The organism is Paenibacillus sp. FSL R7-0163, from assembly GCF_037969975.1.
Lineage (GTDB): Bacteria > Bacillota > Bacilli > Paenibacillales > Paenibacillaceae > Paenibacillus_AQ > Paenibacillus_AQ odorifer.
In genome coordinates this window covers 4,672,231-4,695,496 of the sequence record NZ_CP150224.1, presented here as the reverse complement: position 1 = coordinate 4,695,496, position 23,266 = coordinate 4,672,231, and the positions used below count along the sequence as shown (strand labels likewise).

General features: G+C 42.6%; 20 protein-coding genes and 1 pseudogene. 16 read left to right on the top strand and 5 right to left on the bottom strand.

The features are described 5' to 3' along the window. Nucleotides 1–163: 163 nt before the first annotated feature. Both NST45_RS20620 and NST45_RS20615 read left to right on the top strand, forming a co-directional pair. Complete coding sequence (locus tag NST45_RS20620) at nt 164–1,981, top strand: adenine deaminase C-terminal domain-containing protein (RefSeq protein ID WP_339826214.1); 1,818 nt, start codon at nt 164–166, stop codon at nt 1,979–1,981. A gap of 357 nt (nt 1,982–2,338) precedes the next feature. Further along, nucleotides 2,339–2,791 (top strand): IDEAL domain-containing protein, encoded by a 453-nt coding sequence (locus NST45_RS20615; protein ID WP_036680123.1) that lies wholly within the window; start codon nt 2,339–2,341, stop codon nt 2,789–2,791. A 91-nt stretch (nt 2,792–2,882) separates the two neighbouring features. Here NST45_RS20615 and hemH read toward each other — a convergent pair whose 3' ends face one another. Beyond that, entirely contained in the window at nt 2,883–3,896 is a 1,014-nt protein-coding gene (gene hemH / locus NST45_RS20610; RefSeq protein WP_179088415.1) for a ferrochelatase, read from the bottom strand. Between the two features lie 453 nt (nt 3,897–4,349). Between hemH and NST45_RS20605 the strand changes: the two genes are divergently transcribed. Further along, on the top strand, nt 4,350–6,647 hold the full coding sequence (locus NST45_RS20605) for an FMN-binding protein (RefSeq protein ID WP_339211586.1): 2,298 nt from the start codon (nt 4,350–4,352) through the stop codon (nt 6,645–6,647). Nucleotides 6,648–6,844: 197 nt separating this feature from the next. Then, nucleotides 6,845–7,801, top strand: a complete 957-nt coding sequence (locus tag NST45_RS20600; protein ID WP_036680004.1) for an HD domain-containing protein — start codon at nt 6,845–6,847, stop codon at nt 7,799–7,801. 70 nt (nt 7,802–7,871) lie between these two features. Here NST45_RS20600 and NST45_RS20595 read toward each other — a convergent pair whose 3' ends face one another. After that, nucleotides 7,872–8,528: a 3'-5' exonuclease gene (locus tag NST45_RS20595; RefSeq protein ID WP_036680002.1), complete on the bottom strand. Its 657-nt coding sequence runs from the start codon at nt 8,526–8,528 to the stop codon at nt 7,872–7,874. Between the two features lie 111 nt (nt 8,529–8,639). On the opposite strand from NST45_RS20595, the pseudogene NST45_RS20590 reads away from it, so the two are divergent. From NST45_RS20590 to NST45_RS20575, 4 genes and pseudogenes are all read left to right on the top strand, one after another. Further along, a pseudogene (locus tag NST45_RS20590) lies at nt 8,640–9,155 on the top strand (TerD family protein); the annotation flags it as partial. 111 nt (nt 9,156–9,266) lie between these two features. Further along, entirely contained in the window at nt 9,267–9,938 is a 672-nt protein-coding gene (locus NST45_RS20585) for a VWA domain-containing protein (RefSeq protein ID WP_256717363.1), read from the top strand. 183 nt (nt 9,939–10,121) lie between these two features. Further along, on the top strand, nt 10,122–10,739 hold the full coding sequence (locus NST45_RS20580) for a DNA-3-methyladenine glycosylase (RefSeq protein WP_076099514.1): 618 nt from the start codon (nt 10,122–10,124) through the stop codon (nt 10,737–10,739). Nucleotides 10,740–10,761: 22 nt separating this feature from the next. Next, on the top strand, nt 10,762–11,472 hold the full coding sequence (locus NST45_RS20575; RefSeq protein ID WP_036679998.1) for a DNA alkylation repair protein: 711 nt from the start codon (nt 10,762–10,764) through the stop codon (nt 11,470–11,472). Nucleotides 11,473–11,500: 28 nt separating this feature from the next. Here NST45_RS20575 and NST45_RS20570 read toward each other — a convergent pair whose 3' ends face one another. Further along, nucleotides 11,501–12,193 carry a PspA/IM30 family protein gene (locus NST45_RS20570; protein ID WP_076099515.1) on the bottom strand — a complete coding sequence of 231 codons (693 nt, stop codon included), beginning with the start codon at nt 12,191–12,193 and terminating at the stop codon, nt 11,501–11,503. A gap of 59 nt (nt 12,194–12,252) precedes the next feature. Further along, complete coding sequence (locus NST45_RS20565) at nt 12,253–12,471, bottom strand: PspC domain-containing protein (protein WP_038569266.1); 219 nt, start codon at nt 12,469–12,471, stop codon at nt 12,253–12,255. 286 nt (nt 12,472–12,757) lie between these two features. On the opposite strand from NST45_RS20565, the gene NST45_RS20560 reads away from it, so the two are divergent. Beyond that, the gene (locus NST45_RS20560; protein ID WP_036679993.1) at nt 12,758–13,171 is read left to right on the top strand and encodes a zinc ribbon domain-containing protein; all 414 of its coding nucleotides are present in this window, start codon (nt 12,758–12,760) and stop codon (nt 13,169–13,171) included. A 557-nt stretch (nt 13,172–13,728) separates the two neighbouring features. On the opposite strand, the gene NST45_RS20555 is transcribed toward NST45_RS20560, so the two are convergent. Next, nucleotides 13,729–14,832: an endospore germination permease gene (locus NST45_RS20555; RefSeq protein ID WP_038569268.1), complete on the bottom strand. Its 1,104-nt coding sequence runs from the start codon at nt 14,830–14,832 to the stop codon at nt 13,729–13,731. Nucleotides 14,833–14,977: 145 nt separating this feature from the next. Between NST45_RS20555 and NST45_RS20550 the strand changes: the two genes are divergently transcribed. The 7 genes from NST45_RS20550 to NST45_RS20520 all read left to right on the top strand — a co-directional run bounded on the left by NST45_RS20550 (nt 14,978) and on the right by NST45_RS20520 (nt 23,070). Next, nucleotides 14,978–16,492, top strand: coding sequence for a spore germination protein (locus NST45_RS20550; protein ID WP_076099516.1), 1,515 nt, complete (start codon nt 14,978–14,980; stop codon nt 16,490–16,492). Next, the gene (locus NST45_RS20545; protein WP_339823641.1) at nt 16,489–16,965 is read left to right on the top strand and encodes a hypothetical protein; all 477 of its coding nucleotides are present in this window, start codon (nt 16,489–16,491) and stop codon (nt 16,963–16,965) included. The genes NST45_RS20550 and NST45_RS20545 overlap by 4 nt, the downstream gene beginning before the upstream one ends. Then, nucleotides 16,892–17,713 (top strand): Ger(x)C family spore germination protein, encoded by an 822-nt coding sequence (locus NST45_RS20540; protein WP_339823638.1) that lies wholly within the window; start codon nt 16,892–16,894, stop codon nt 17,711–17,713. Before NST45_RS20545 ends, NST45_RS20540 begins: the two co-directional genes overlap by 74 nt. Nucleotides 17,714–17,719: 6 nt before the next feature. Further along, nucleotides 17,720–17,950 carry a hypothetical protein gene (locus NST45_RS20535; protein WP_036675888.1) on the top strand — a complete coding sequence of 77 codons (231 nt, stop codon included), beginning with the start codon at nt 17,720–17,722 and terminating at the stop codon, nt 17,948–17,950. A gap of 287 nt (nt 17,951–18,237) precedes the next feature. Next, the gene (locus NST45_RS20530) at nt 18,238–19,797 is read left to right on the top strand and encodes a response regulator (RefSeq protein ID WP_036675962.1); all 1,560 of its coding nucleotides are present in this window, start codon (nt 18,238–18,240) and stop codon (nt 19,795–19,797) included. Further along, complete coding sequence (locus NST45_RS20525) at nt 19,794–21,584, top strand: sensor histidine kinase (protein ID WP_076297784.1); 1,791 nt, start codon at nt 19,794–19,796, stop codon at nt 21,582–21,584. The genes NST45_RS20530 and NST45_RS20525 overlap by 4 nt, the downstream gene beginning before the upstream one ends. 184 nt (nt 21,585–21,768) lie before the next feature. After that, nucleotides 21,769–23,070: an extracellular solute-binding protein gene (locus NST45_RS20520; protein WP_036675885.1), complete on the top strand. Its 1,302-nt coding sequence runs from the start codon at nt 21,769–21,771 to the stop codon at nt 23,068–23,070. The last annotated feature ends 196 nt before the right edge of the window (nt 23,071–23,266 follow it).

Genomic DNA, 23,266 nt, shown 5'->3' with positions numbered 1-23,266 from the left:
AATAAGTAAACGGCTATCATCTACAGGGATGATTGAGCCGTTTTTTCTTACAAATACAGACCTGCGCAACTATATTATCCTAGGCTTAATAGTTAGGCAATCCTCTATGATTACGGATCTATTCACTACATCAAGACAACACTTGGATACTAACGGGGGAGAGATGAAGATGACAACTTTTACAAGAAAGCCTTTAGCAGATTGTGTACCTGAGCTTGTGGCTACGGCAAGAGGCGATAAACCGGCAACACTGGTAATTACAGGTGGAAAGCTGGTTAATGTATGCTCTGGTGAAATTCTAGAAGGAATGTCTGTTGGTGTTCAAGGTGTACGAATTGCTTATGTTGGTAAAGATGTGACACATATGATTGGCGAAGGAACGCAAGTTATTGATGCGAACGGCAAGTATATAGCTCCGGGATTGCTCGATGGCCACTGCCATATTGAGAGCACCCAGCTAACCGTTACTGAATTTTCCCGCGCTGTTCTGCCGCTTGGCACAACAGGTGGTTTCTTTGATGCGCATGAGATTGCTAATGTATTCGGGCTGAAGGGTATTCAATTGATGCTGGATGAGATGCGGGGTACGCCGTTAGCTGCTTACATGCAGGTGGCTTCTTGTGTGCCTGCGGCAGGTGCGGAATTCGAGACAACGGGTGCCTCAATTGGTCCTGAAGAAGTTGCCGAAGCTTTTACTTGGGGCAAAGATGTGATTGCTCTGGGCGAAGTGATGAATTTCCCTGGCGTTGTTTACGGCGATGAGAAAATGCTTGGAGAGATTCAAGCTACGCTGCGGGCAGGCAGATTTGTTGACGGTCATTTCACATGGCCTTCCAGCGACTGGAGACTGCCAGTGTATGCTGCGGCAGGGGTGACTGGTGATCATGAGTGTGTTACAGCAGACGATGTGATTGAGCGCGTTCGACTGGGCATGTATGCCAAAATGCGCCGGGGCTCGGCTTGGCATGATGTTGCCAAGACCATCACCGCTCATACAGAGCGTGGACTTGATCCGCGCCGCATGATGCTGGTAACTGACGACCGCAGCTCGGAATCGTTACGCGACGAAGGTCATATGGATTTCGTTGTTCGCCATGCGATTGCTCAAGGCGTGAAACCAGTAACAGCCTTCCAAATGGCAACTATTAATACAGCAGAGCGTTTTGGGTTGTCTCAGGATATCGGATCTATTACTCCAGGTTCTTTTGCGGATATTATTCTGCTGGACGGGAATTTGGCCGATGTTCACGTGGTACTTACGATTGCCGCGGGTGTAGTAGTTGCCGAAAATGGTGTGATGACGGCAGAGCTTGCTAAATTCACTTATCCAGAGGAAGTTTTGGCTTCGGTTCATTTGCCACAGCGTCCTACCGCCGAAGATTTCATTATCGCGGCTCCAATTGAAACAGGTGAACTTACTGCAAGAGTTATTAAAGTAAGAGAAAATCATGTAGAGACCATTGAACGTATAGTTTCGGTACCTGTAGTGGCAGGGCAGTTGGATGTAAATGCTGTGGAGGGTCTGTGTAAAATCGCTGTGCTCGAACGGCATAAAGGAACAGGAAATAAATCAGTGGCTGTTGTGGAAGGCATCGGTTTTAAAGAGCCGGCTGCTATCGCAATGACTGTTGCTCATGATAGTCATAATGTACTCGTCATCGGCAATGATAATGAGTTAATGGCTAAAGCTGCGAATGCGGTGGCGGACGCTCAAGGTGGGGTTGCCGTAATTACTTCTAGTGGAGAAACGTTATTCCCGTTGGCCATTGCAGGCCTAATGTCTACAGAGCCATTTGAAATTGCTGCTGAGAAATCAGCTGCGATCAGCAAAGCGTTGTATGATGCCGGCTGTACTTTGAATTACGCGTTTATGACTTTATCGCTGCTTGCTCTGGCGGTTATCCCAACGTTACGTATCACCGATAAAGGACTCGTGCGGATTTCACCTGAGGGAATACAGTTAGTGCCACTGTTTGTTTAAGTAAATTAACTGAAGCATAATCCTAATGCGAAAAACTGTTCTGAGGTCGTAATGACCATTCAGAACAGTTTTTTTGTTTAAATATAAGAAAGTAAAAGCTTCACATGATGCGTAATCTTTATACATCTTATTGTAATGAACAATAATATTAAACAGATTTTTAGAGAATGAAACATTTTTCTGAGCGAAATCCTAAAAAAATATAAATAAAGCATAGTCAGGTGACGATAATAATGTTAAATTAGATAAAATTAAAGTGAATTAATGGAGTTAATTTTACAATAATGGCATATAAAGAATTATAGATAATGGCAGGTTTCGAATAACCCAACTAAGAGGGACGAGGTGCATGGAGAGATGATCAGACTAGAAACGCAAGATATTTTGAATATTAGCATGAAGCAAATTGCTACTATTTTTAAGATGAAGCCGCTTGAACTGAGATTTGTCACCGATTTTCAGGGTGAGAAATATCTCTTAACTAATGATAAGTTACACCTCAACAACCAGCAATATTGGGCAAAGGTTATGGAATGTGTCTTTGATGATCATGTTAGACCTGTGTTAATGTGTGAGGTATTATATTTCCTTCGTAATGAATTTCTGGAAAGTGACATTAAGTTATGTTTTTCTTATGATTACGCAGAGGATGGGAATGGCGCAGCTACAGCTATGGCTGAAGTATCCTTTAATGACTCAGCAGATTTACAGCCGAGTGAGATTGCCGAGCTGATTGATTTTGCGTTGACCTTACAGGACAAGCAGTGGTTCCATGAACTGACTACGAAATATAAGCAGCTTACAGCATAAGTATCCTTTCGATTCTTCATGCTTAACAATTGATATAGCTAACCGTCTTGTCTGCAACAGAGATGATCTGTGGACAAGACGGTTTTTTGTTTTACCACCCTTGGGCATTTTTTTCTACATGTTCAGCCAAAAAATCAAGCCAATCCTCATGGTTATTCAAACAGGGAATTGCCATAAATTCCTCTGCTTGTCCTCCACCAGCCTCGAATTGTTCTCGTCCTTCTATGGCTAGCTCATGCAGCGTTTCCAGACAATCGGTCACAAGACCCGGTGAAAAAATCAGAGGTCTACGTATTCCTCGTCCGGCAAGCTCTCCCAGAACATCCGCTGTAGACGGTCCTACCCATTCTTCTCGCCCGAAACGTGATTGAAAACTAAGCTGCCAGCGTTCGGGCTCCCAATTCATAGCAGAAGCAAGAAGACGCGCGGTTTCCATACATTGCTGCGGATAAGGATCACCGGTATCCGCATACCGTTTGGGAATCCCATGGAAGGTCAGTACAAAATAATCAGGTTCTTTGCTCAGAATCTCCATTTGACGCAGCAGGTGTGACTTCAAGGCTGAAATATAACCGGGCTCATTATAGTAGGCATCAATAAATCTTAGAGCCGGAATCAGACGTTTAGTTACAGGACCAGTGGAGCTTTGGCGACCTAAGGCTGCAAAGCTGGCCTGATCGAATACGGATGCGGTAGTCGTGGACGAATATTGCGGAAACAGCGGCACAATGATAATTCGGGTAACTCCGGCCGTGTCGAATTTCGCCATCGCTTGCTCCATGCTGGGTTCGCTATAAGCCAATCCAAGCTCTACCTGATACCTTGGACCCAGCAGTTCTTGCAATCCAGATTGCTGAGCTGAAGAATGAAGGAGCAGTGGTGATCCTTCGGTTGTCCATATTTGACTGTACAGCTCAGCGGACCGGCGTGGACGTGAACGCAGAATCACGCCTCGCAGCAAAGGCTGCCACAGCAGAGGAGAATAATCTATGATTCGGCGATCTGATAAAAAACGTTTCAGATAAGGCCGTACAGCTTTTGCAGTTGGTGCAGTAGGGGTGCCGATTTGGGCGAGTATAACTCCAATAGGTGGCTGTTTGCTCAAAGCACAGAACTCCTTTCCCATATAAGAGATCGTTCTAAAATAGCATAGCTAACCTTGAATGCACAGTTATTGAGATCACTTTGCGTGTATAAATTAATTTTAATCGCAAATAGTGATGTTTCTTATAGGGTGTGTGATTTTCGATACAGAAGAACCGCAGAAAGGTCTGGTAGTATCAAACCAGAAATTGATGGAAAACGGGTGTAAGTGTTTTTATAATAACTTATGTGAATTATTTCACCTTTTATGCAGCTTTGTGTTAAAAGGAAGAAATGAAATAGATTCAAGATATTTTTTTATTGAAAATCGAGCGTGCAAAAGCATGAGAGGGGGGATGAGTTCTTATGAAGAGAGAAGTTATGCTTCATAAGAAGAGAAGGGGCGCATCGTACGAAAAAGGTTTGGTTAACAAAAAGCTACATATCACTGGGGTTTGGTAAAGGAGAATTTTCATTGAAAAAACTAATTTCTTTAACGGTTAGCGCGGCTATATTGTTAGCGCCGTTTGCTTACACACTTAATGTGCCTGCTGTAAACTTGAAGGTGGATGCAGTATCGGCAGCCTCCGAAGAAGCGGATGTACCGGCAGCAAAACCAACAGCAAAACCAACGGCAAAACCAGCAGCAACACCAAAAGCAACGGCAAAACCAGTAGCAACACCAAAGCCAACAGCAAAACCAACAGCAACGCCAAAGCCAACGGCAAAACCAACAGCAACGCCAAAGGCAACAGCCAAACCAGCAGCAACCCCAAAAGCTACAGCAGCACCAGTAGCAACCCCAAAAGCAACCGCTGCACCAGCAGCGACAGTAGTACCAGCGGAAACTGTTAAGCCTGTGGCTACAGCAAAGCCTGTTACAGTTAATGAAAACGTATACCAAGATGGAGTTTACGTAGCTTATGGCGATGCATACTCCAAAGGCACGGAAGGTGCCAAGATCGAAATTAAAGATGGCAAAATTACTAGCATTGAGCTTTTGAGAACCAGTCCTAAGCTGATTGATAGAGATGCCCGTAACAATTATAGTGCTTTATGGCAAGCTTATGGATTGATGAAGGATAGATTGCTTGGCAAAACAAGAGATGGAGCAGCGGCAGTTGATGCTGTTTCGGGAGCTACCCGCTCCAGTAATGGCTGGAAATTGTCTGTAGATAGAGCGTTTGAAAGAGCTCTAACAGTGAAAGATACAAATGCCGTTTACTTTGATGGAGTTCATATGGGCGTAGATCCTACAGGTAAATATTCTGTATTTGCGACCTACGAATCCAACAAGCTCACAGATGTTAAAGTGTATCCTATGAACAGCGCTGGTGATTTCATTGAGGAGAAAGCTTACACAGCTGAGCAAGCGGCAGCGGTTGCAGCTATAGCTCCAGCCTTGCTGGCCAAAGGAACAGAGGCACAACCTGTTGCAGGTCTTGAAGCCGACTTTAAAGCAGCGATTAACGCTTTCTGGGATGCTGAGCAGAATGCAATAATCAACAATACATCTGCTTATGTAGACGGATTCTATTCCTCTTATGGTACGGCAAGAAGTGTTGGCGTTGAAAGAGCTGACATCGTGATTCGCAACGGTAAGTTGGTTGATGTGAAGCTGTTTAGACTTGGCAACAACCTGATTGACAGAGGGGCAACAGCTTATGCGGAAGTAGTAAAAGCAAATGCTCCTATGACAGCTAAGCTGCTAGCGAATGGTTCATATATCGCTAACTATGATGAAAAGGTTGACGGAATTTCCGGAGCTACGGAAAGTAGTCACAGCTGGAACCAAGCTGTAGAAAGAGCATTTGAGAAGGCGCTGAAGGTTCCTGCTGAAGGTCAATATTTTGACGGCAAATTTGCCGGAGTAGATAATCAATCTAAAGTGCTGCTGCTAGTTGATGTTGATGCAGATGCGGTAACAGGCATTAAAGTAAGTCTGTTTGGAGCTGACGGCAAGCTGATTGCTGACGATAAACTGAGTGCAGAACAAAAAGGATGGGTAGCTACACTCACATCCGGGCTGTTAGAAAAAGGTGTGCAAATGGCCGATATTACAGGCCAAGAAGCATTGTCGGTAGCAGCTAAAGCAGCACTGACAGATGCTTTGACCAATGCATCCAAAGTCCAAGGAACCTATAAAGACGGAACCTTTACTGCATTTGGTGATGCTTATGATAAAGGAACGAACAGAGCGGACGTTACCCTGCGTAACGGCAAAATCGTAAATGTAGCATTGTATCGTGTAGGAATGAACCTTGTAGATAGAGGGAACGCTGCTTACCCTGAGGTGGTAAAAGCAATTCCTCAGTTGACGGCTAGCTTCCTCGCAGCAGGTACTAGAGAAGGCGTGCAGGAAGTAGATGCTGTGTCCGGTGCAACTAGCAGCAGCGTGGCTTTAAAGACTGCGGTGGATAGAGCATACGGAAAAGCTGAGGTTGTAGAAGCTAATAAAGCGGCTTATTTCGATGGAATCTTCATTGGTGTAAGTGCCGATAAGCTTGTAAATGTTATGGTGAATGTAGAGTATGGTGTTCCTGTCAAAATGCTCGTTTATTATTTGGATAAAAACGGAAGTGTAAGAACAATCAATCAGTTAACGGACGCGGAGCTGGCAGTGAAAGGTGAAATCGAGTCGACATCGACCGGATATAGCCTGCACAAATATGGTTACCGTCCAGCAGTCTTCGGAAAAAATGATGCAGAGAAAGAAATATCCGCTAAAGCGGTAGAAGCTATTAAATCAGCACTTGAATCGGCTGGTAAATAATTATCGTTTTATAATAAAAGGAGGATATTCCAGTGCCAGAATATGGCCGGGGAGTAGCCTCCTTTTTCAAATATTCTTGGCTTGTACATAAATATGAAAATAGATCGTATAGTGATTTAAAGGGATTTTGGAGGTGAGTGTCTAAAGTTTAATATAGAGAGCAGGCCGAAAGCCTGTTATTAATAGGAGGCTCCAACATGACACAAATTAAACAGCTCGCTCCACAAGATGAATTTGTTGGCTTTTATCTTTTAAGAGAGCTGGCAATTAAACAAACGAACGGCACTCCTCCAAAAGATTATTTTGACATCGTTCTGGGGGATTCCACTGGACAATTATCCGCGAAATATTGGGATGCCAGCACAACCGATAAAGAAACTTTTTTTCCTATGGCGCTTGTGAAGGTACGCGGGATTGCTCATACTTATCGTGAGAAATTACAAATAAAAATTACTAAAATCAGGTTGGTTAACGATGAGGATGGCGTTGCACTTACGGATTTCATCCGTTCTGCCCCAATTCGTCCAGTAGACCTTATTCATACGATTAAAGGGGTTATGGCAAGTATTTCGGATCCGGAAATTGCTTCAATTGTCTCTTTTTGTGTGGGTAAAGTGGAAGAGAAATTGATGCATTATCCGGCAGCCAAAACACATCATCATGCTTATTTTGCCGGACTTGCTTATCATATGGTGCGTATGCTGGAAATCGGTGATTTTCTGTGCAAGCAGCGTCCGTTCTTGAATCCAGATCTAATGAAGGCCGGGATCATTCTGCATGATATCGCGAAGCCGGAGGAGATGGTCTCCCAGCTTGGGATTGTCTCGGAATACAGCGTTCAGGGCAAATTAATTGGCCATATCTCGATGGCGTCTAATTGGATCACGGAAGCGGCTATCCGCTTAGATATTGATTTGAATTCGGAAAAGGTTATGGCGTTACAGCATCTCGTATTGTCACATCATAATCTGGGCGAATGGGGGAGTCCTGTTCAGCCACAGACAGCTGAGGCAGTCGCTCTGCATCATATCGATGCGATGGATGCGAAGCTGCAAATGGTGGAGGATGCTTTGGATACCACACCGGAGACCGAGGAATGGACACCGTTCATCAGAGGTCTAGAGAATAAGGCTGTGTATCGTTTGAAGATTTAAGAGATACCCTGTAAAACCAAACCCCCAATCAGCAGAAAGGAGCTGGTTGGGGGTTTTTGATGTTCTTTGGTTATTTGGACAAAGTGGCGCGGCTGCTATAAATGGAGGGTTTATGTTTAGTGCCTTGTTTCTTAGCAGGCTTTTTCGCGCGAGTCGAAAATGGGGTATACCCACCGGCAAACATCGTTCCGCTAGTATATCCTTGACTGGCAGAGAGCAATAGAGGATCATAGTGCTCCTCTTGCTCCATAAGTTTTACTAGAATTGCAGCGGCTGCGCGTGCGTCATCCAAGGCATCATGGTGCTTTAGCGTAATGCCGAAAAAATCGGAGACTACATTAAGTTTATGGGAGGGCAGGTCGGGCAGCATTTTTTTGCCTAATAAATAGGTACATAAGTATTGGAAGCTTGGGTAGCTCAGGGACATTCCATCGAGACAATAACGCAGGACGCTCATATCAAAAGCAGCATTATGCGCCACGACGATTTGTCCGTGTAGTAAAGGTTCAACGGTGGGCCATAGCTCTTGAAAAGTAGGTTGGCCGATTACCATTGATGGTGTGATGCCGTGTATCGAAATGTTCATGCCATCAAACCGCTGCTGCGGGTCAATTAGCCAAGAATGCTCTGCGGTTATATTTCCAGCTTTAACTTCCACAAGTCCCAAGGCACATGCGCTGGATCGACTGGAGTTCGCGGTCTCAAAGTCAATTGCTATAAAGTCCATTCGTAAAGCTCCTTATCTATCATATATACGTTTCATATTAAAGTAGTAAAATGATAAATACAATCTAGTGAATCACAATGAGCTGTTCAGTAAAAATAAGGAGATGGTAGAGTGCGGCTTATAAAGGGGCAAAAGGTGGATATTACGAAAGGGAGAAACGTGAACAAGCTTTTGCTGAAATTTGGGTGGATGACTGCTGATATTAGGATTGGCATAGACTCTGCTGCTTTTTTACTGTCAGAACAGAACCGTTGCGAACGCGATGAGAACTTTATCTTTTATGGCAATCCGTTGTCTATAGACGAAGCTGTAACTCATTGTGTCTTACAACAAGGGGATAAAGAAGCTATCGCCATTACGCTTTCTCGACTTCCTAAGGATATTACTAGAATAGCTTTAACTTTAACGATCTATGAAGGAGAAAAATTAGGACACTCTATGAAGCAAATAACCTCTCCTTATCTGCGCTTAGTGGATGCTGCTAATGGTGAGGAATTATTCGTTTTCGAGTATGGCTCTGACCTGTCGACGGAGACAGCTATTGTGGTTGGAGAGCTATATCGCTATGGTTCAGAGTGGAAATTCAGTGCAATTGGAAGTGGCTTTGAGGGAGGATTGGCTGCTTTATGTACAAACTATGGGCTCGTTATTGAAGAAGACGAAGGAAACCTTGAGGTAGCGGCCACAGCTGAGTTAACCTTACCTTTAGAGACGATCCGTTATGAAGAGAAGAATGTACTGTCCTCTATTGATTTACGTAAAAAAATTGTTCAGATCACCTTAGAAAAAAAGAATCTGACAGGAGTCATCGCAAGGGTAGGCGTTGTCCTGGATATTACAGGATCTATGAGAAATCTTTATAATAATGGAACCGTTCAAGAAGTAGTTGAGCGTATATTAGCCGTTGCCTGCAAATTTGATGATAACCAATCGTTAGATGTGTGGGTGTACGATACGGAGTTTAGCCGGCTGCCACCTGTGACAGAGCAGGATTTAGGAAGATATGTGTTTACACATATTTTAAATAATCGTACCATTCATAAGTTTGGCCGCAATAATGAACCGCCAGTAATGGAGGATATCATTAAAAAATATACGGAGGAAGAACCCGATTCTACACCGGTATTTATCATATTTATTAACGATGGTGGTGTAGTGAAATCCACTAAAAATGTGATTATGGCTGCTTCGGTCCAACCAATTTTTTGGCAGTTTGTCGGAATTGGTAACTCGGATTTTGAAGTATTGAAGCAACTTGATACGATGAAGGGACGTTTGGTGGATAACGCCAATTTTATTCATCTGGACCAAATTGAAAAGGTGACTGATGAAGATCTGTATGATCAGCTACTGAATGAATTCCCCATATGGCTAAGGGCAGCGAAAGAAAAAAGAATCCTGCGAGCATAAAAATACATTATTCAGAATGAATAAGCCTATGCGCTACAATAAGCCATAACCACCTATCTTAGGGATGTTATGGCTTTTTCCAGTTTCGCTATCTTGCTATTCTATTCAACAATCCGTACACTGCCAAATAGGTATTGTATATTAGGATTAGGGTCATCACTATCAGATACGGGAGGAAACACTTTGAGCAGCGTAATTACTAAGTTTTTTGATTATGGGCAAGAAGACATAGATTATCTCCGAAGTGTGGATCCAGTACTTGGCGCAGCTATGGCACGGATGGGCAGAGTGGAACGTGTAATTATACCGGATCTTTTTACTGCGCTTATCTATGCTATAGTAGGACAGCTTATTTCAGTAAAAGCGGTTCGGACCATTTGGAACAGAATGTTGGCTCAGTTCGGAGACATCACTCCGCAGCAGTTAGCGTTACATACGGCGGATGAGATTCAAAGCTGTGGGATGACGATGAAAAAGGCACTATGTATCCATGAGATTTCCAATTTGGTCGCTCAGGGTGATTTTAAGCTGGAGGAATTGCCTGGGTTATCAGATCAAGAGGTTATACAAAAACTTATGACGTTAAAGGGCATTGGCAAATGGACGGCAGAAATGATGTTAATCCATTCTATGGAACGACGGGATGTGGTCAGTTGGGGAGATATTGCGATTCGTCGGGGGATGATGAAGCTGTATGGACTTGATAAGCTTACCAAAGATCAATTTGAACAATACCGGCTAAACTATTCTCCTTTGGGTTCTGTGGCTTCTATATATTTATGGGAAATTTCATTTGAATAATGGACGGGTAAGGAGTACTACTATGGAAAAAACAATAAGAGAACAGCTATTGAATTTGGCAGAGGTGGACTACCAGAAGTTTTCTGCGGCCTTAATTCCGACGATAGATAATGTTATAGGCGTCAGGCTACCGGAACTGCGCAAGCTTGCCAAAATCATTGCAAAGGGTGATTGGAGAGCCTATTTGGAGCATGCCGAGACAGATTATTTTGAAGAAGTGATGCTGCAAGGTATGGTGCTTGGCTACGTGAAGACAGATCTTGAAGAAATCCTACGTTATATCGCAGACTTTATTCCCAGAATTGATAACTGGTCCGTATGCGATAGCTTTTGCACAGGCCTGAAGTTTACCGTAAAGAATAAAGAACGGGTGTGGGAGTTTATAATGCCTTACCTATTGTCAGATCAAGAATATGAAATCCGTTTTGCTGTGGTAATGATGCTTAATTTCTTTATTGAAGAGGCGTATATCAGCCGGATTTTACAATTGCTCGATAAGGTCAGTCATGAAGGCTATTATGTAAAAATGGCGGTTTCTTGGGCGCTTTCGATTTGTTATGTGAAATTGCCAGAGCCTACGATGAGTTATTTGAGAAACAACAGCTTAGATGATTTCACTTACAACAAAGCTTTGCAGAAAATCACTGAGTCTTATCGTGTGGATCCAGAAACGAAAAAATGGATTCGCGGGATGAAAAGAAGTAAAAAACAAGCCCCTTATTCAGCACAATAGCTGAGTAGTAAGAGGCTTGTTGTCCTATTTATTTTTTCTCAGTGTTTACTTCAGTGTTGGTTTTACGGTTGCGGATTCGCTCGATTTCGATGTCAACGGCGCTACGCAGGTTAGGATCGATGGAAGGACTTATTCCTGTGCCTGTATTGAATTTATTTTTGGAGTTTTCCGCCAATGCTTCCCACTCGAAAATCTTTTCTTCCATTCGTTCGAAACCTTGTGAAGCTGATCCTACATTTAGACCTTTCGTAGAAGAACGTGGAGCAGAGTTGAGTGTTTCTGTCGCTTGTTGAGCGCGAGCGATAAGTTCAGTTCTTTTCGCTTTGAGATGTTCACGCTCTTCTTTTGCTCTAGCGATATTGATCTCAAGCTCTGCAAGGGATTGCTTAGTTTGTACTTGGCTATTTATGGACTCTTCCAACTGTTCTACGTACCGTAACTTGGCTATGAGTGCCAGACGAGCTCTTTCTTCATTTCCTTGTTCAACTGCTTGAACGGCTTCGGCTTCACTTTGCTCTACTAACTGAGTATATTCTTGCTTACGGCGTTCCAACACACTTGCTGTAACTTGCAGATCACGCTCATTGCGTTCCGCCTTAGCGATATCATTTTCAAGATCACGTAAATACTGACCTGTCAGCAACACCGGGTTTTCTAATTTGTTTAAACCTTCGTGTAGGGCTGCTTTAGTAATTGTGGAAATTCTTTTTAATAGACTCATGTTCTATCTCTCCTTTTTTATGGTTGGATTAGGGTTAGTTTGTATTAAACGACGATTTATTAATAGAAATCATGTCCATCTGAAAAGCTGTTAAAAGGTTCTTTAGGAACGATGATACTAGCGATGACGTAGAAGATAAGTACTGTTCCGAAGCTGAACAATGCTGCGGCAACAGCAACGAGACGGATTACTGTAGCATCAATACCAGACCAACGAGCAAGACCTCCGCACAAACCACTTATCTTCTGATCACTTTGGGAACGATATAATTTTTTCATTTATTGTTTTCTTCCTCTCGTATGGGTGTGATTGTTATTGAATCCTGCAACCCGTTTGCTTATGTACTCATTCTAATGTCTTTTTGCATGCGAAAAAACGGCCTGGAGGCGGTTTTGTATACCAGACCTGAGTCGAGGTTCGTTCCCGCAGGAAGGCGGGGAAAGGGGTAGTAAATCGGTTATAGGCTACAAACCATGGACGAAGTTAGGTACAATAAAGAAAGGAATACTTCTGGCGGTGTCGAAATATGCTTATATATGACTACTACGGAATTGGGGGCTGAATATGAGTTTTTTTAACAAAGTAAAAGCAGGGGTAAGCGAGGCTGGGAATAAAGCAAAAACAGTGGTGGAGATTAACCGGTTGAAGCTGCAAAATAACGGTAAGCAAAATGATATTGACCAGCAGTATCAGGTCATGGGCAAACTGTTATTTGAAGCCGTAACTCAAGGTGCAGGACCACTGCCAAGTGAGCAAATCGAGACTAATATCAATCGTATTCTCGAATTGAAGGCTGAGATTGAGACGAACCTTCAGCAAATTGCTGAGTTGTCCGATGTAAAGCATTGCAAAGCATGCGGTGGGAATGTGGCGATCGAGGCACGCTTTTGTCCGGCCTGCGGATCCACTTTTGAAGTGGCAAAAGAACCTGTCAGTGATGTAACTCCGTCCTCGATTTCTTTGGATAAGAAGGAATAGATTTACTTCATACAAGAAACTTATGAATAAAGAGGCTGTCTCAAAAGTAGTGAATACTACTTATGAGGCAGCTTCTTTTTAGTAAAAAGGCTATAAGCGGATTCTTGCTGTAGCCAATAGACTATGGGCTACGCACACAAAGTATTCTATGCCATTAGGTTGGGCGGCGGAATATTCATTTTGTGTGATACCTGTTGGGGACGATATCTATTGGACGGTGCGATAAGCAGTATGCGGGGGCCGTTTGTGTTGTCTGCGTTTATGAGTGTGCGAAGCCGGCCTAAAACTAATTAGGGAAAAACTCCCTGAAAACAACCAATATTCGCTCTAAATGAACGAATTTAGGGAATTCCTCCCTAATAATAAGGGGAATTTCTTTAATTGCTAACGAATCAGCTGAAATTTAGGGAGGTTTTCCCTGATCATTAGTCTAATGAACGAAAATCCCAGAAATTTCAGGGAGAAATTCCCCAATTATTTTAGCGGAGCGTAATTAGATCATTAAGCGGGATTCGTATCTACAATCTTAATTTCACTTGTCCATAATCTAATGTCGTTTAAACCTTAGAAGCACGGCGTTTCTTAAATTGATACACAATTAGCAACATAAGCGGCAGAACAAATGCACAGGTGAAATCCCAATCTACCCAGTAGGCGGGGATCTCCTTTACATAGAAAATGATGTCTTTGGCAATCAGTTGTGACATACCGAATAACAAAAATCCAGTAGGTATGATCAGAGGACGGTGGCTTTTGAGTTTAAATAATTGGGCTGTACCTAAGGTTAAAGCATAGTAATAAACTGCTGTTTTGAAGTACGTGCTGATAATCCATGCTGTAGCCATAAGCGCTTCAATACGTTGCAGAGAATTAGCAATATTAATTTTTTGAGCAAGAATATAAGCGGCATAAAATTGATGTTCAGAAGCGTAAACACCTAGAACGGTAAGGGAAAACAATAAGATGAGGTTAAGGCCCAGAGCTCCGATGATCAAGGCTATGAAAATATCCCGGCTTGTTTTGCTATTTTTCTGAGCATAAGGATATATCATTAGAAACACGCACAATTCGCCAAAAGGATAAAAAACACCATACATCAAAGTATGAAGCATGTCCGGTACTGGTGTGTTTAAGATGGGGTATAAACGTTCCATTTTGACATCGGGGGTCAGCAGGAGCAGCAGACCGATCAAAAAAACTGCAAATAAAGGAAAAAAAAGCTGAGCTGCCCGGCCCAATGTTTCTAGGCCAAGTCGTACCCCATATACCAGCAGGAAAATGGCCATGAAACGAATAACCCCACCGGGTGTTTTCTCGTAAATCTGTGTACACATGAAATCTTCAATTTCTCTTATGTAGGTGGAGGCAGCAATCAGGAAGAACCCTAAATAGAATAAGGCCACAGCAGTTCCGACCCATTTTCCTAAAATTTGTAGGCTAAGCTCGATAATATTCTTGTTGGGTTCAAGGTCTGCTAAGCAGAGTAACAATTTTATGGTCACTAGACCCAAGGGAATACTAATCAAAGCAGCAATCCATGCATCTTGTTTCGCTCCTGATATCATTAACGCCGGATACACAAGCGCCATATCCCCAATAAATGTGAATAGCCCGAGTATAATCATTTGATTGGTACTAATTCGATCTTTCTCCAAACTCATATACCCCCTCAAATTTATTGGACTAGTTTTAGTATGGTTGTAGTTACCAGAATTATGCCATCCCGATTTTTTAATCCGAAGGAATAATTATCATAATTAACATCAAACTATACTCATCTATCTATGGAGAAGTGGAGGCTGCATCATGAAAGATACGGAGATTGGTACATTATCAAGCCGGTTGGAAGTTAATATTGCTAATTTGTACCAATTGATGGGTGAAAGCTCTGATGTAGTGATAAAAGAGTTGCAGATAGAAGAGAACACTCATATTTCTTTGATTTACATAGATGGTCTTGTGGATACTCAGGTGCTGCATAATTCAATTTTGTATTCCTTGCAGGAACACATTCCTTACGAACAGCTGAGGGGGCTTTCTCCCGAGCGGAAGTTTGAGATGATTAAGAAACAGATATTAATAGCCGGCGATATAGCCGTCATTGACGATTACAGCCAATTTATTCATCATTTATTGTCCGGTAATATAATGCTGCTGCTTGACGGGTTATCCAGCGCTCTGCGGATCGGCTTACCAGGCTGGGAAGATCGTAATGTAGGGGAGCCTAGCTCACAGTCGGTTGTTCGGGGTCCAATGGAAGGATTCACTGAGAATTTACGGACGAATACGGCACTGGTTCGGCGAAAAATCAAAGATAGCCATTTATGGCTGGAAACCGTTCAGATCGGAAGGGTGACTCAAACCAGCGTATCCATTATGTATCTAAGTAACATCGCGAATAAGGAACTGGTGCAAGAGGTAAAGCGCCGTCTGAATAAAATAGATACGGACAGTATTCTCGAGAGTGGATATATTGAGGAGTTTATTCAAGAGACGGCAGTTACACCTTTTCCTACCGTATACAACAGTGATCGTCCGGATACGATTGCAGCGGGTATTTTGGAAGGAAAAGTGGCCATTCTTGTTGATGGAACTCCTTTTGTACTGCTGGTGCCCACATTTTTTGTGGCATTTTTCCAGTCAGCTGAGGATTATTACCAAAGGGCTGATATTGGAACATTGCTGAGATTAGTTCGTTTTATTTCATTTTTTATTACTTTGCTTGCCCCTTCATTGTATGTTGCGATTACTACCTATCACCAGGAGATGATACCGACCAATCTTGTAATCAGTTTAGCTGCCCAGCGGGAGAGTGTTCCTTTTCCTGCTTTTGTTGAGGCGCTGATCATGGAAATGACTTATGAGATTTTGCGGGAAGCCGGGGTGCGGATACCCAAAAATATTGGTCAGGCGATTTCCATTGTCGGAACGTTGGTGATTGGACAAGCCGCGGTAGCAGCGGGTTTTATTTCATCCGCAATGGTCATTATTGTATCGCTAACAGCCATTTCTAGTTTTGTTATTCCGGAGACAGGAATGTCTATAGCTGCGCGGATGATCCGTTTTGTGCTTATAGCTTTGGCCGGATTTATCGGATTATATGGAATTCTCTTCGGTATTTTCATCATCGTATTGCATTTGTCGAGTCTGCGTTCTTTCGGAATGCCTTATATGAGTCCGCTCGGACCGTATAATTCCAAAGATTTAAAAGACTCTATTTTTCGCTTTCCGTGGCCGTTTTTAAAGACAAGGCCTGCTGAGAATAAGACGCAGAACCTGTTTCGTCAAAGCACATCCAGTGATAAGGAACCAACCAAATGAATAAAAAATTAGTTAGAGGCGTTCTTCGATTAATGATAGCTCTCCAATTTACGTTAGTGCTAAGCGGCTGTTGGGAAAGAAATGAGCTGAATGAGATAGCTTTTGTCTTGGGGATAGGGATTGACAAGGCAGAAAAAGGTTATACCGTTTCGATGCAGGTCGTTATTCCATCTGCGATTTCCTCCCAAACGAATGGAGGAGGGGGAGGCAGTGGAGTCCCAGTGGTTGTATATAAATTTACTGTACCTACGTTTTATGATGCGCTGCGTAAGCTGAATCTGGATAGCTCTAGGTCAAGTTATCTCGGTCATATCCGGGTGTTGGTGATTGGGGAGGAGCTTGCCCGCACCGGAGTGGGTGAGATACTCGATGTATTTAAAAAGAAGTCGGGAACCCCGGATGGATTTCTACGTTATGGTTGCCAGAGATACAACCGCCAGCAATGTCTTGAATGTCCTTACACCTATGGATAAATTACCAGCGAACAAATTATTTAGCTCTTTGGATAATTCTTATAAAGATTCAGCAAAAACAGTCGCTGTCACGCTGGATGATTTTATTGAGAATTTATTGTCTGAAGGTGAGAATCCTGTGCTAACCGGAGTGAAAATTATAGGAGATCCCAAAGATGGAGAAGACAAAAGCAATGTAGAGCGAACAATGCCTAAGGCAAGATTGGAATACCATACTGTAGCTGTGTTCAAAAAAGACAAGTTGATCGGTTGGCTAAACGAGGGAGAAACGATTGGTTACAATTATATCAACGATAAGGTAACCGCACATTCTGGCTCGATCGCAGGGGAAGACGGAAAGCCCATAGTAATCGAAGCGATCCAGGCTACAACTAAACGCAAAGTGAAAATCATTAATGGGGAGCCGCATATTTACCTTAGTGTTAAGACGCTTTGCAATATTGAAGAAGTGCAAAGTGTAGAAAATTTGGAATCGGAAAGCACTATAAAACGTTTGGAAAAGGAAACAGAGGAGCGGATTATAGAGCGGATGCAAAAAACTGTGGAGCATGTAAATGATCGTTTCAATGTTGATATTATGGGATTCGGACAATCGATCTACCATGCCAGCCCTAAAGCTTGGGCAAAGCTGCAGCAACAAAAGGGTGACGATTACCTTAAATCATTGCGCATCCATTACAAAGCCTCAGCAGTTATTAACCGCGTGGGTCTCACAGATAATTCTTTTCTTGAAAAAATCAAGGAGTGAAGTCAAATGCTAGTACTGTTATTCTTGGTGATTGCTGTAGGTTGTATGGCACTTGATTTGCCTAAATTAATGCGAAAGCGCCGAGTGCGTGATCTTAGCGTATATTTTATTTTTTGGATTTTGGGTCTTGGCGCGACCTTCTGCTCGTTGTTAAAATTGAACATCCCCAGTCCGCTGTTTCTTATTATCTTTATCTATAAGCCAATAAATAATTTATTTGGCTTATTGTTTCATTAACAATGAAGCTGCAATTATCGCGGCTTTTTTTGTTTTATCATGTAGAAGTTCTTGTCCTTAACTTAAGAATATTTCATAGAATGAAAATGAGAGGTTGACCATATTTGTCGGTGGGGCATATTATTTGGAATGAACAATTTTTAAGTAAGCTTACGGCTTTACTTGTATAGGAGCTTGCTCCTTGTTGGATGTATTGTATACTAACGAATAAAAAGAAAACGGTTACAAAGAGATTTTCAATTCAAGGAAAAAGGCATAATCATTCTCAGGGCTGCAAGGGGGAAGAAATGAAACCAATATTCAAAATTATGATTGTTGATGATGAGATGCTTGTAAGACAAGGAATCAAACATCTTTTGGATTGGGAAAATGAAGGGTATCGAATTGTTGGTGAGGCTGCTAACGGTCTTGAAGCACTAAATATGATGGATGAGGTTAATCCTCATGTGATCATTACAGATATTGTTATGCCAATAATGGGCGGGGAGAAACTGGTCAAGATCGTTAAGGAGAAATACCCTCATATTGAAGTCATCGTCTTAAGTAGTTTCAGTGAATATGATTATGTCCGATCCACATTTCAAAGTGGTGTAGCGGACTACATTCTGAAGCCAAAGTTGGAAGCTGATTATCTGTTAACCATCCTAAATAAAACCACTGCTAAATTGGTAGGGATGGAGATGACCGATCAAGGAAAGGATCCTGGGGAAAAGCAAGTTTTGCTAGTTATCGAGAAGCTTATGACCGGATATGAGTCTGGGCTTGAGTCTGCTTTGCTTCATGCAAAGTTTCCACACACACTATTCGCGTTTTTCGGAGCGGATATGAAACATATTAAAGATTCTGGGGATAGGTTAACTTTCACACAAAAAATAGAAAAAGGGCTTAGTAAGCTCCCTTTGGGCGATACAGTGTTTATTCGGCTGAAGTTTGTCAATGATTCGGTTATATATTTGCTTAATGCAAAGCCGGAACAGTGGGACGAGCTTGTTATAGAGCTCCGATATCTAGTCTCGGAGATGGACCATTGGGCGAGAGAAACACATTTCGTTATCAGTCAAAGCTTTACGGATTTTAATAAGCTGGGGGAGATTTATCGAGACAATTATTTAAAGCTTACACGATACAGTTTCTACTTGCCGGATCGAAGCTTAATTGAAAATGATCATTTGCCCAGCCTTCCGAGTGCATATCAGGAATATGATATGGGCGAATTAATGGAACAACTGAAACGTAAGCAATACCAGAAGGCATTCACTGGATTTCTGGAATATGTTCATCTCCGTTCGATGGATTATCGGACCGATATTTTCGAATTCAAATCGTTATTGGGGAATTTTATATTTAACGTAGCGACCACACTTGGAAAAATGAAGTATGAGACCGGAGGCTTGGAGGAATCCAAATACGACTTCTTTCGAAAAATAGATGAAGCGATGTATGCCGGAGATGCAATCGCTGTTGCTGAAGCTTTTATTCGCGAAGCTGAACGTGCGATTGGTGAGACGAACCTAACGATCAATCCAAATATGACCCGCTTGCTTGAATACATTCAGGATCATTACGCTGATCCCATCACGTTGACTGGGGTTGCGCGGCAGTTTCATTTCAACGCTTCTTATTTATCGAGCCATTTCACAGCCCAGAATGGTGAAGGATTTAATGAATATCTGAACAAAGTCCGGTTGGAGAAAGCCATGGAGTTACTCGTGACAACGGAAAAAACAATTTCTGATATTAGCGCTAGTGTGGGCTATTCGGATCAGAGTTATTTCACTAAAGTGTTTAAGAAGCAGGCGGGCATTTCTCCGAGCCAGTACCGAAGACGGGACGTAGAGCGACCATGATTGGAACAATCATCAACAAGATTAGGAAACAGGGCTTATTTCTCAAGCTTTTTCTTGTGACCCTCATAAGCATTGTTGCCGTATCCCTTCTGACTTTGTCTATTACCATCCGTATGTCAGAAAATTTATTCTTAAAGACCTTCAGCATAACGAATGGCAAACTACTGAATCAGATGAAGACAAACTTGGAGTCCTACAACAACGTTGTAGCTACGGGTGCTACAATGACAGCTCAGAATGGTGCCATCCGCAGCTATTTGTCCGGGGGAGAGACGGATTCATTGACGCTTGCTATCAAAACCTACCAGATGACAGAAAGCATGCGTGCAGTCCGCTCCAACCTGAGTGCCTTTGATGTGGGTATTATGATTGTAGGTGCGAATGGCAGAAGTTATTCAACCGATCCTTGGTATTGGTCTGCTACTGCTGATGAACTGAAGAACCACCCGATTACGAAAGCGACAGTGGCCCATCCACAGCAAATTCTGTACCAACTTTATCAAAAAGAGGATGGTCAAACCAAAAAGAAAGAGATCCTGTTAGTGGCTTCTAAAGCTCTATTTGATCATTCGACCGGCCGTATCTATGGCACTATGTACATTGCAATTCGTGATAGCGATTTTAAGGCCTTCTATGCCAATTTTACGAGTGAAGGTAATGATGTTGTTTTGCTGAATGCAAAAGGGCAAATTGTATCCAGCAACAGGACAGAGCTGATTGGGCTGACCGATCAACAGCTGCTTCAAGAAGTAGTTGATGAACAGAGCACAGGAGACAATGGAGAATCTGTCTATGTGATGGGGAATGAACGGGTAGTATTCTCGGAATACTTGCCTGAATTTGATGTTTATTTGGTGAATCTGATCGATAAGAAAGCTGTAACGGGTCAGATGGTAAATGCTAAAGCAGTGTCGTTGACGATCATGGCTATCGTAGCCATTTCGCTTATTATTGTATTTTTAATTACCAGGAAAATGACGAAGTCCCTGCGTGTACTCGTTGAACAGATGTCGAGTATTCCTAAGGGGGGATTTGATAATCATGTGGATGTCGCCACTAGTAGTTATGAAGTTAAGGAGCTAGGAAATGCCTTTAATTTTATGCTTGATTCCCTACATGATTATGTTGATCGGTTGATGGAGACCCAGAAGCAGCAGCGTAATGCGGAGCTGGCCGCCCTTCAAATGCAGATCAATCCCCATTTTTTATACAATACACTGGCTTCTATCAAATTTCTGGTGCAACAGGGCAACAAGGAAAAAGCAGCTGGCACGATAAATTCGCTAATCTCACTCCTGCAAAATACTGTCAGTGATGTTCAATCCACTATACCTGTTAGTCAGGAATTAGAATCGCTGAAGCATTATGTATATATCAATCATGTAAGGTATGGCGAGAAGATCCGCGTGAATTATTTTGTGGAGCCTGAAAGCTTGGATTATCATATGCCAAAGCTAATTCTGCAGCCTTTTATTGAAAACGCGTTCTTTCATGCATTCAATCTTAAAGATGAGGGAAGAATTCTGATCATGATCGCCGTTCAGGAAGATCAGCTTGTATGCGAAGTTGTAGATAATGGTGATGGGATGGACCTTGATCCGAATTTGATGAAAGAAGAACAGCTGCCAGCCTCGAAGCACAAACGACAATTATTCTCCGGGATCGGTATACGGAATGTTGATGACAGAATCAAATTGTTGTACGGAGAGCGCTATGGTATTAACATTACAAGCAAACGAAATGAAGGTACGAAGATCATAATTACGCTTCCATTGTTAAAAAGCTAAAATTTTTACAAAAACCTAAAAATAGTACCAGAGTCGATCTTAGAGTAAAAATAGAATCCAATAATAACACCAAAGCTAACAAAGATACTGCCAAAGAAAGCGAATACAAAATGATAAGATGGAAGCGTAGCAGAGAAAACGCTTCCATCTTTATTATTTTACAGATTATCAAGGGGGTTACGAAGTGAAAAAATTATTATCCGTAATGCTGGCTAGTGTGGTTCTACTTTCGGCATGTTCCTCAGGTGGAACGAAAAACGAAACGAGCAACTCCGGAAGCGAAGGTAGCAGCAAGCCACAAGAGATCACAGTTTGGGCTTGGGACCCAGCGTTTAACATTGCAGCCATGAATGTTGCTAAAGAAGCTTATGCGAAAGTCAATCCAGACGTAACGGTAAACGTCGTTGAGAACGCGCAGGCTGATATCGTGCAAAAGCTGAACACAGGACTGAACTCTGGATCTACGAAGGGTCTTCCTAACATTGTATTGATTGAGGATTACCGTGCGCAAAGCTTTTTGCAAGCGTATCCGGATTCCTTTTATGAATTGACGGATGTTGTAAAAGCTGCTGATTTTGCGGATTACAAAATTGGCCCGACCAGTGTTGACGGCAAGCAATATGGTGTTCCGTTTGATTCTGGTGTAACTGGAATGTATGTACGTACAGACTATCTTGAGCAAGCAGGCTATAGCCTGGATGCACTACAGGATATCGACTGGAAGCAATATATCGAGATCGGTAAAGCTGTAAAAGAAAAAACCGGCAAAAGCATGATCACACTGGATCCCAATGATCTTGGACTTATCCGGGTCATGATTCAATCGGCGGGTGCATGGTATACGGGTGAAGACGGTCAAACTCCGACCATTGCAGACAACGCTGCTTTGAAAGAGGCGCTTGTATTGTACAAAGAAATGATGGATTCCGGCATCGTGAAAGTTAACTCAGACTGGAGTCAATTTGTAGGCGCATTCAATAGTGGTGAAGTAGCTACTGTGCCAACGGGTAACTGGATTACACCTTCAATTAAAGCCGAAGCTTCCCAATCCGGTAAGTGGGCAGTAGCTCCACTTCCTAAGCTGGCAGCCACAGCAGGCTCCGTCCATGCATCCAACCTTGGGGGCAGCTCCTGGTATGTAATGAATGTAGATGGTAAAGAAGCTGCTGCGGAGTTCCTTGCAAAAACATTTGCTTCTGATGCGGAATTGTATCAGACGTTAAATACAAAAGTTGGTGTTATCGGCACTTTAAAAGCTGCGGCAAGCGGAGAAGCTTATTCAGCTGCGGATGAATTTTTCAAAGGTCAAAAGGTCGTATCCGATTTTGCGGCTTGGACCGAACAAATTCCTAACGTCAACTATGGCATGAACACTTACGCAATAGAGGACATTATGGTTGTAGCAGTGCAATCTTATCTTGGTGGAAAAGATGTAGATACTGTTCTGAAAGATGCCCAGAAGCAAGCAGATACCCAAGTTCGCTAATCACACTTAGGCTGTACAATCTAGGCCCTTGCTTCTTCTTCTCCTGTAAATTGGATTTCTACAGAAGGATGGGTAGCAGGGGCTTTCATCTCTAATTTATCAGACAGAAGGGTGTGGAGTAGAGTGGAAACTGTAAAGCCAGGGCTAAGCCCTCAAAGACATAAGAGCACTAAAGGTCAACGGCAAATCCATCTGA

Bases quoted from the DNA above. Each gene is read 5' to 3' on its own strand.
- NST45_RS20540 (WP_339823638.1), top strand. From the start codon at position 16,892: ATGGATTTCTACGTTATGGTTGCCAGAGATACAACCGCCAGCAATGTC.
- NST45_RS20570 (WP_076099515.1), bottom strand. From the start codon at position 12,193: ATGAGTCTATTAAAAAGAATTTCCACAATTACTAAAGCAGCCCTACAC.
- NST45_RS20595 (WP_036680002.1), bottom strand. From the start codon at position 8,528: ATGGACTTTATAGCAATTGACTTTGAGACCGCGAACTCCAGTCGATCC.
- NST45_RS20545 (WP_339823641.1), top strand. From the start codon at position 16,489: ATGAATAAAAAATTAGTTAGAGGCGTTCTTCGATTAATGATAGCTCTC.
- NST45_RS20525 (WP_076297784.1), top strand. From the start codon at position 19,794: ATGATTGGAACAATCATCAACAAGATTAGGAAACAGGGCTTATTTCTC.
- NST45_RS20560 (WP_036679993.1), top strand. From the start codon at position 12,758: ATGAGTTTTTTTAACAAAGTAAAAGCAGGGGTAAGCGAGGCTGGGAAT.
- NST45_RS20530 (WP_036675962.1), top strand. From the start codon at position 18,238: ATGAAACCAATATTCAAAATTATGATTGTTGATGATGAGATGCTTGTA.
- NST45_RS20565 (WP_038569266.1), bottom strand. From the start codon at position 12,471: ATGAAAAAATTATATCGTTCCCAAAGTGATCAGAAGATAAGTGGTTTG.
- NST45_RS20575 (WP_036679998.1), top strand. From the start codon at position 10,762: ATGGAAAAAACAATAAGAGAACAGCTATTGAATTTGGCAGAGGTGGAC.
- NST45_RS20600 (WP_036680004.1), top strand. From the start codon at position 6,845: ATGACACAAATTAAACAGCTCGCTCCACAAGATGAATTTGTTGGCTTT.
- NST45_RS20555 (WP_038569268.1), bottom strand. From the start codon at position 14,832: ATGAGTTTGGAGAAAGATCGAATTAGTACCAATCAAATGATTATACTC.
- NST45_RS20615 (WP_036680123.1), top strand. From the start codon at position 2,339: ATGATCAGACTAGAAACGCAAGATATTTTGAATATTAGCATGAAGCAA.
- NST45_RS20550 (WP_076099516.1), top strand. From the start codon at position 14,978: ATGAAAGATACGGAGATTGGTACATTATCAAGCCGGTTGGAAGTTAAT.
- NST45_RS20620 (WP_339826214.1), top strand. From the start codon at position 164: ATGAAGATGACAACTTTTACAAGAAAGCCTTTAGCAGATTGTGTACCT.
- NST45_RS20535 (WP_036675888.1), top strand. From the start codon at position 17,720: ATGCTAGTACTGTTATTCTTGGTGATTGCTGTAGGTTGTATGGCACTT.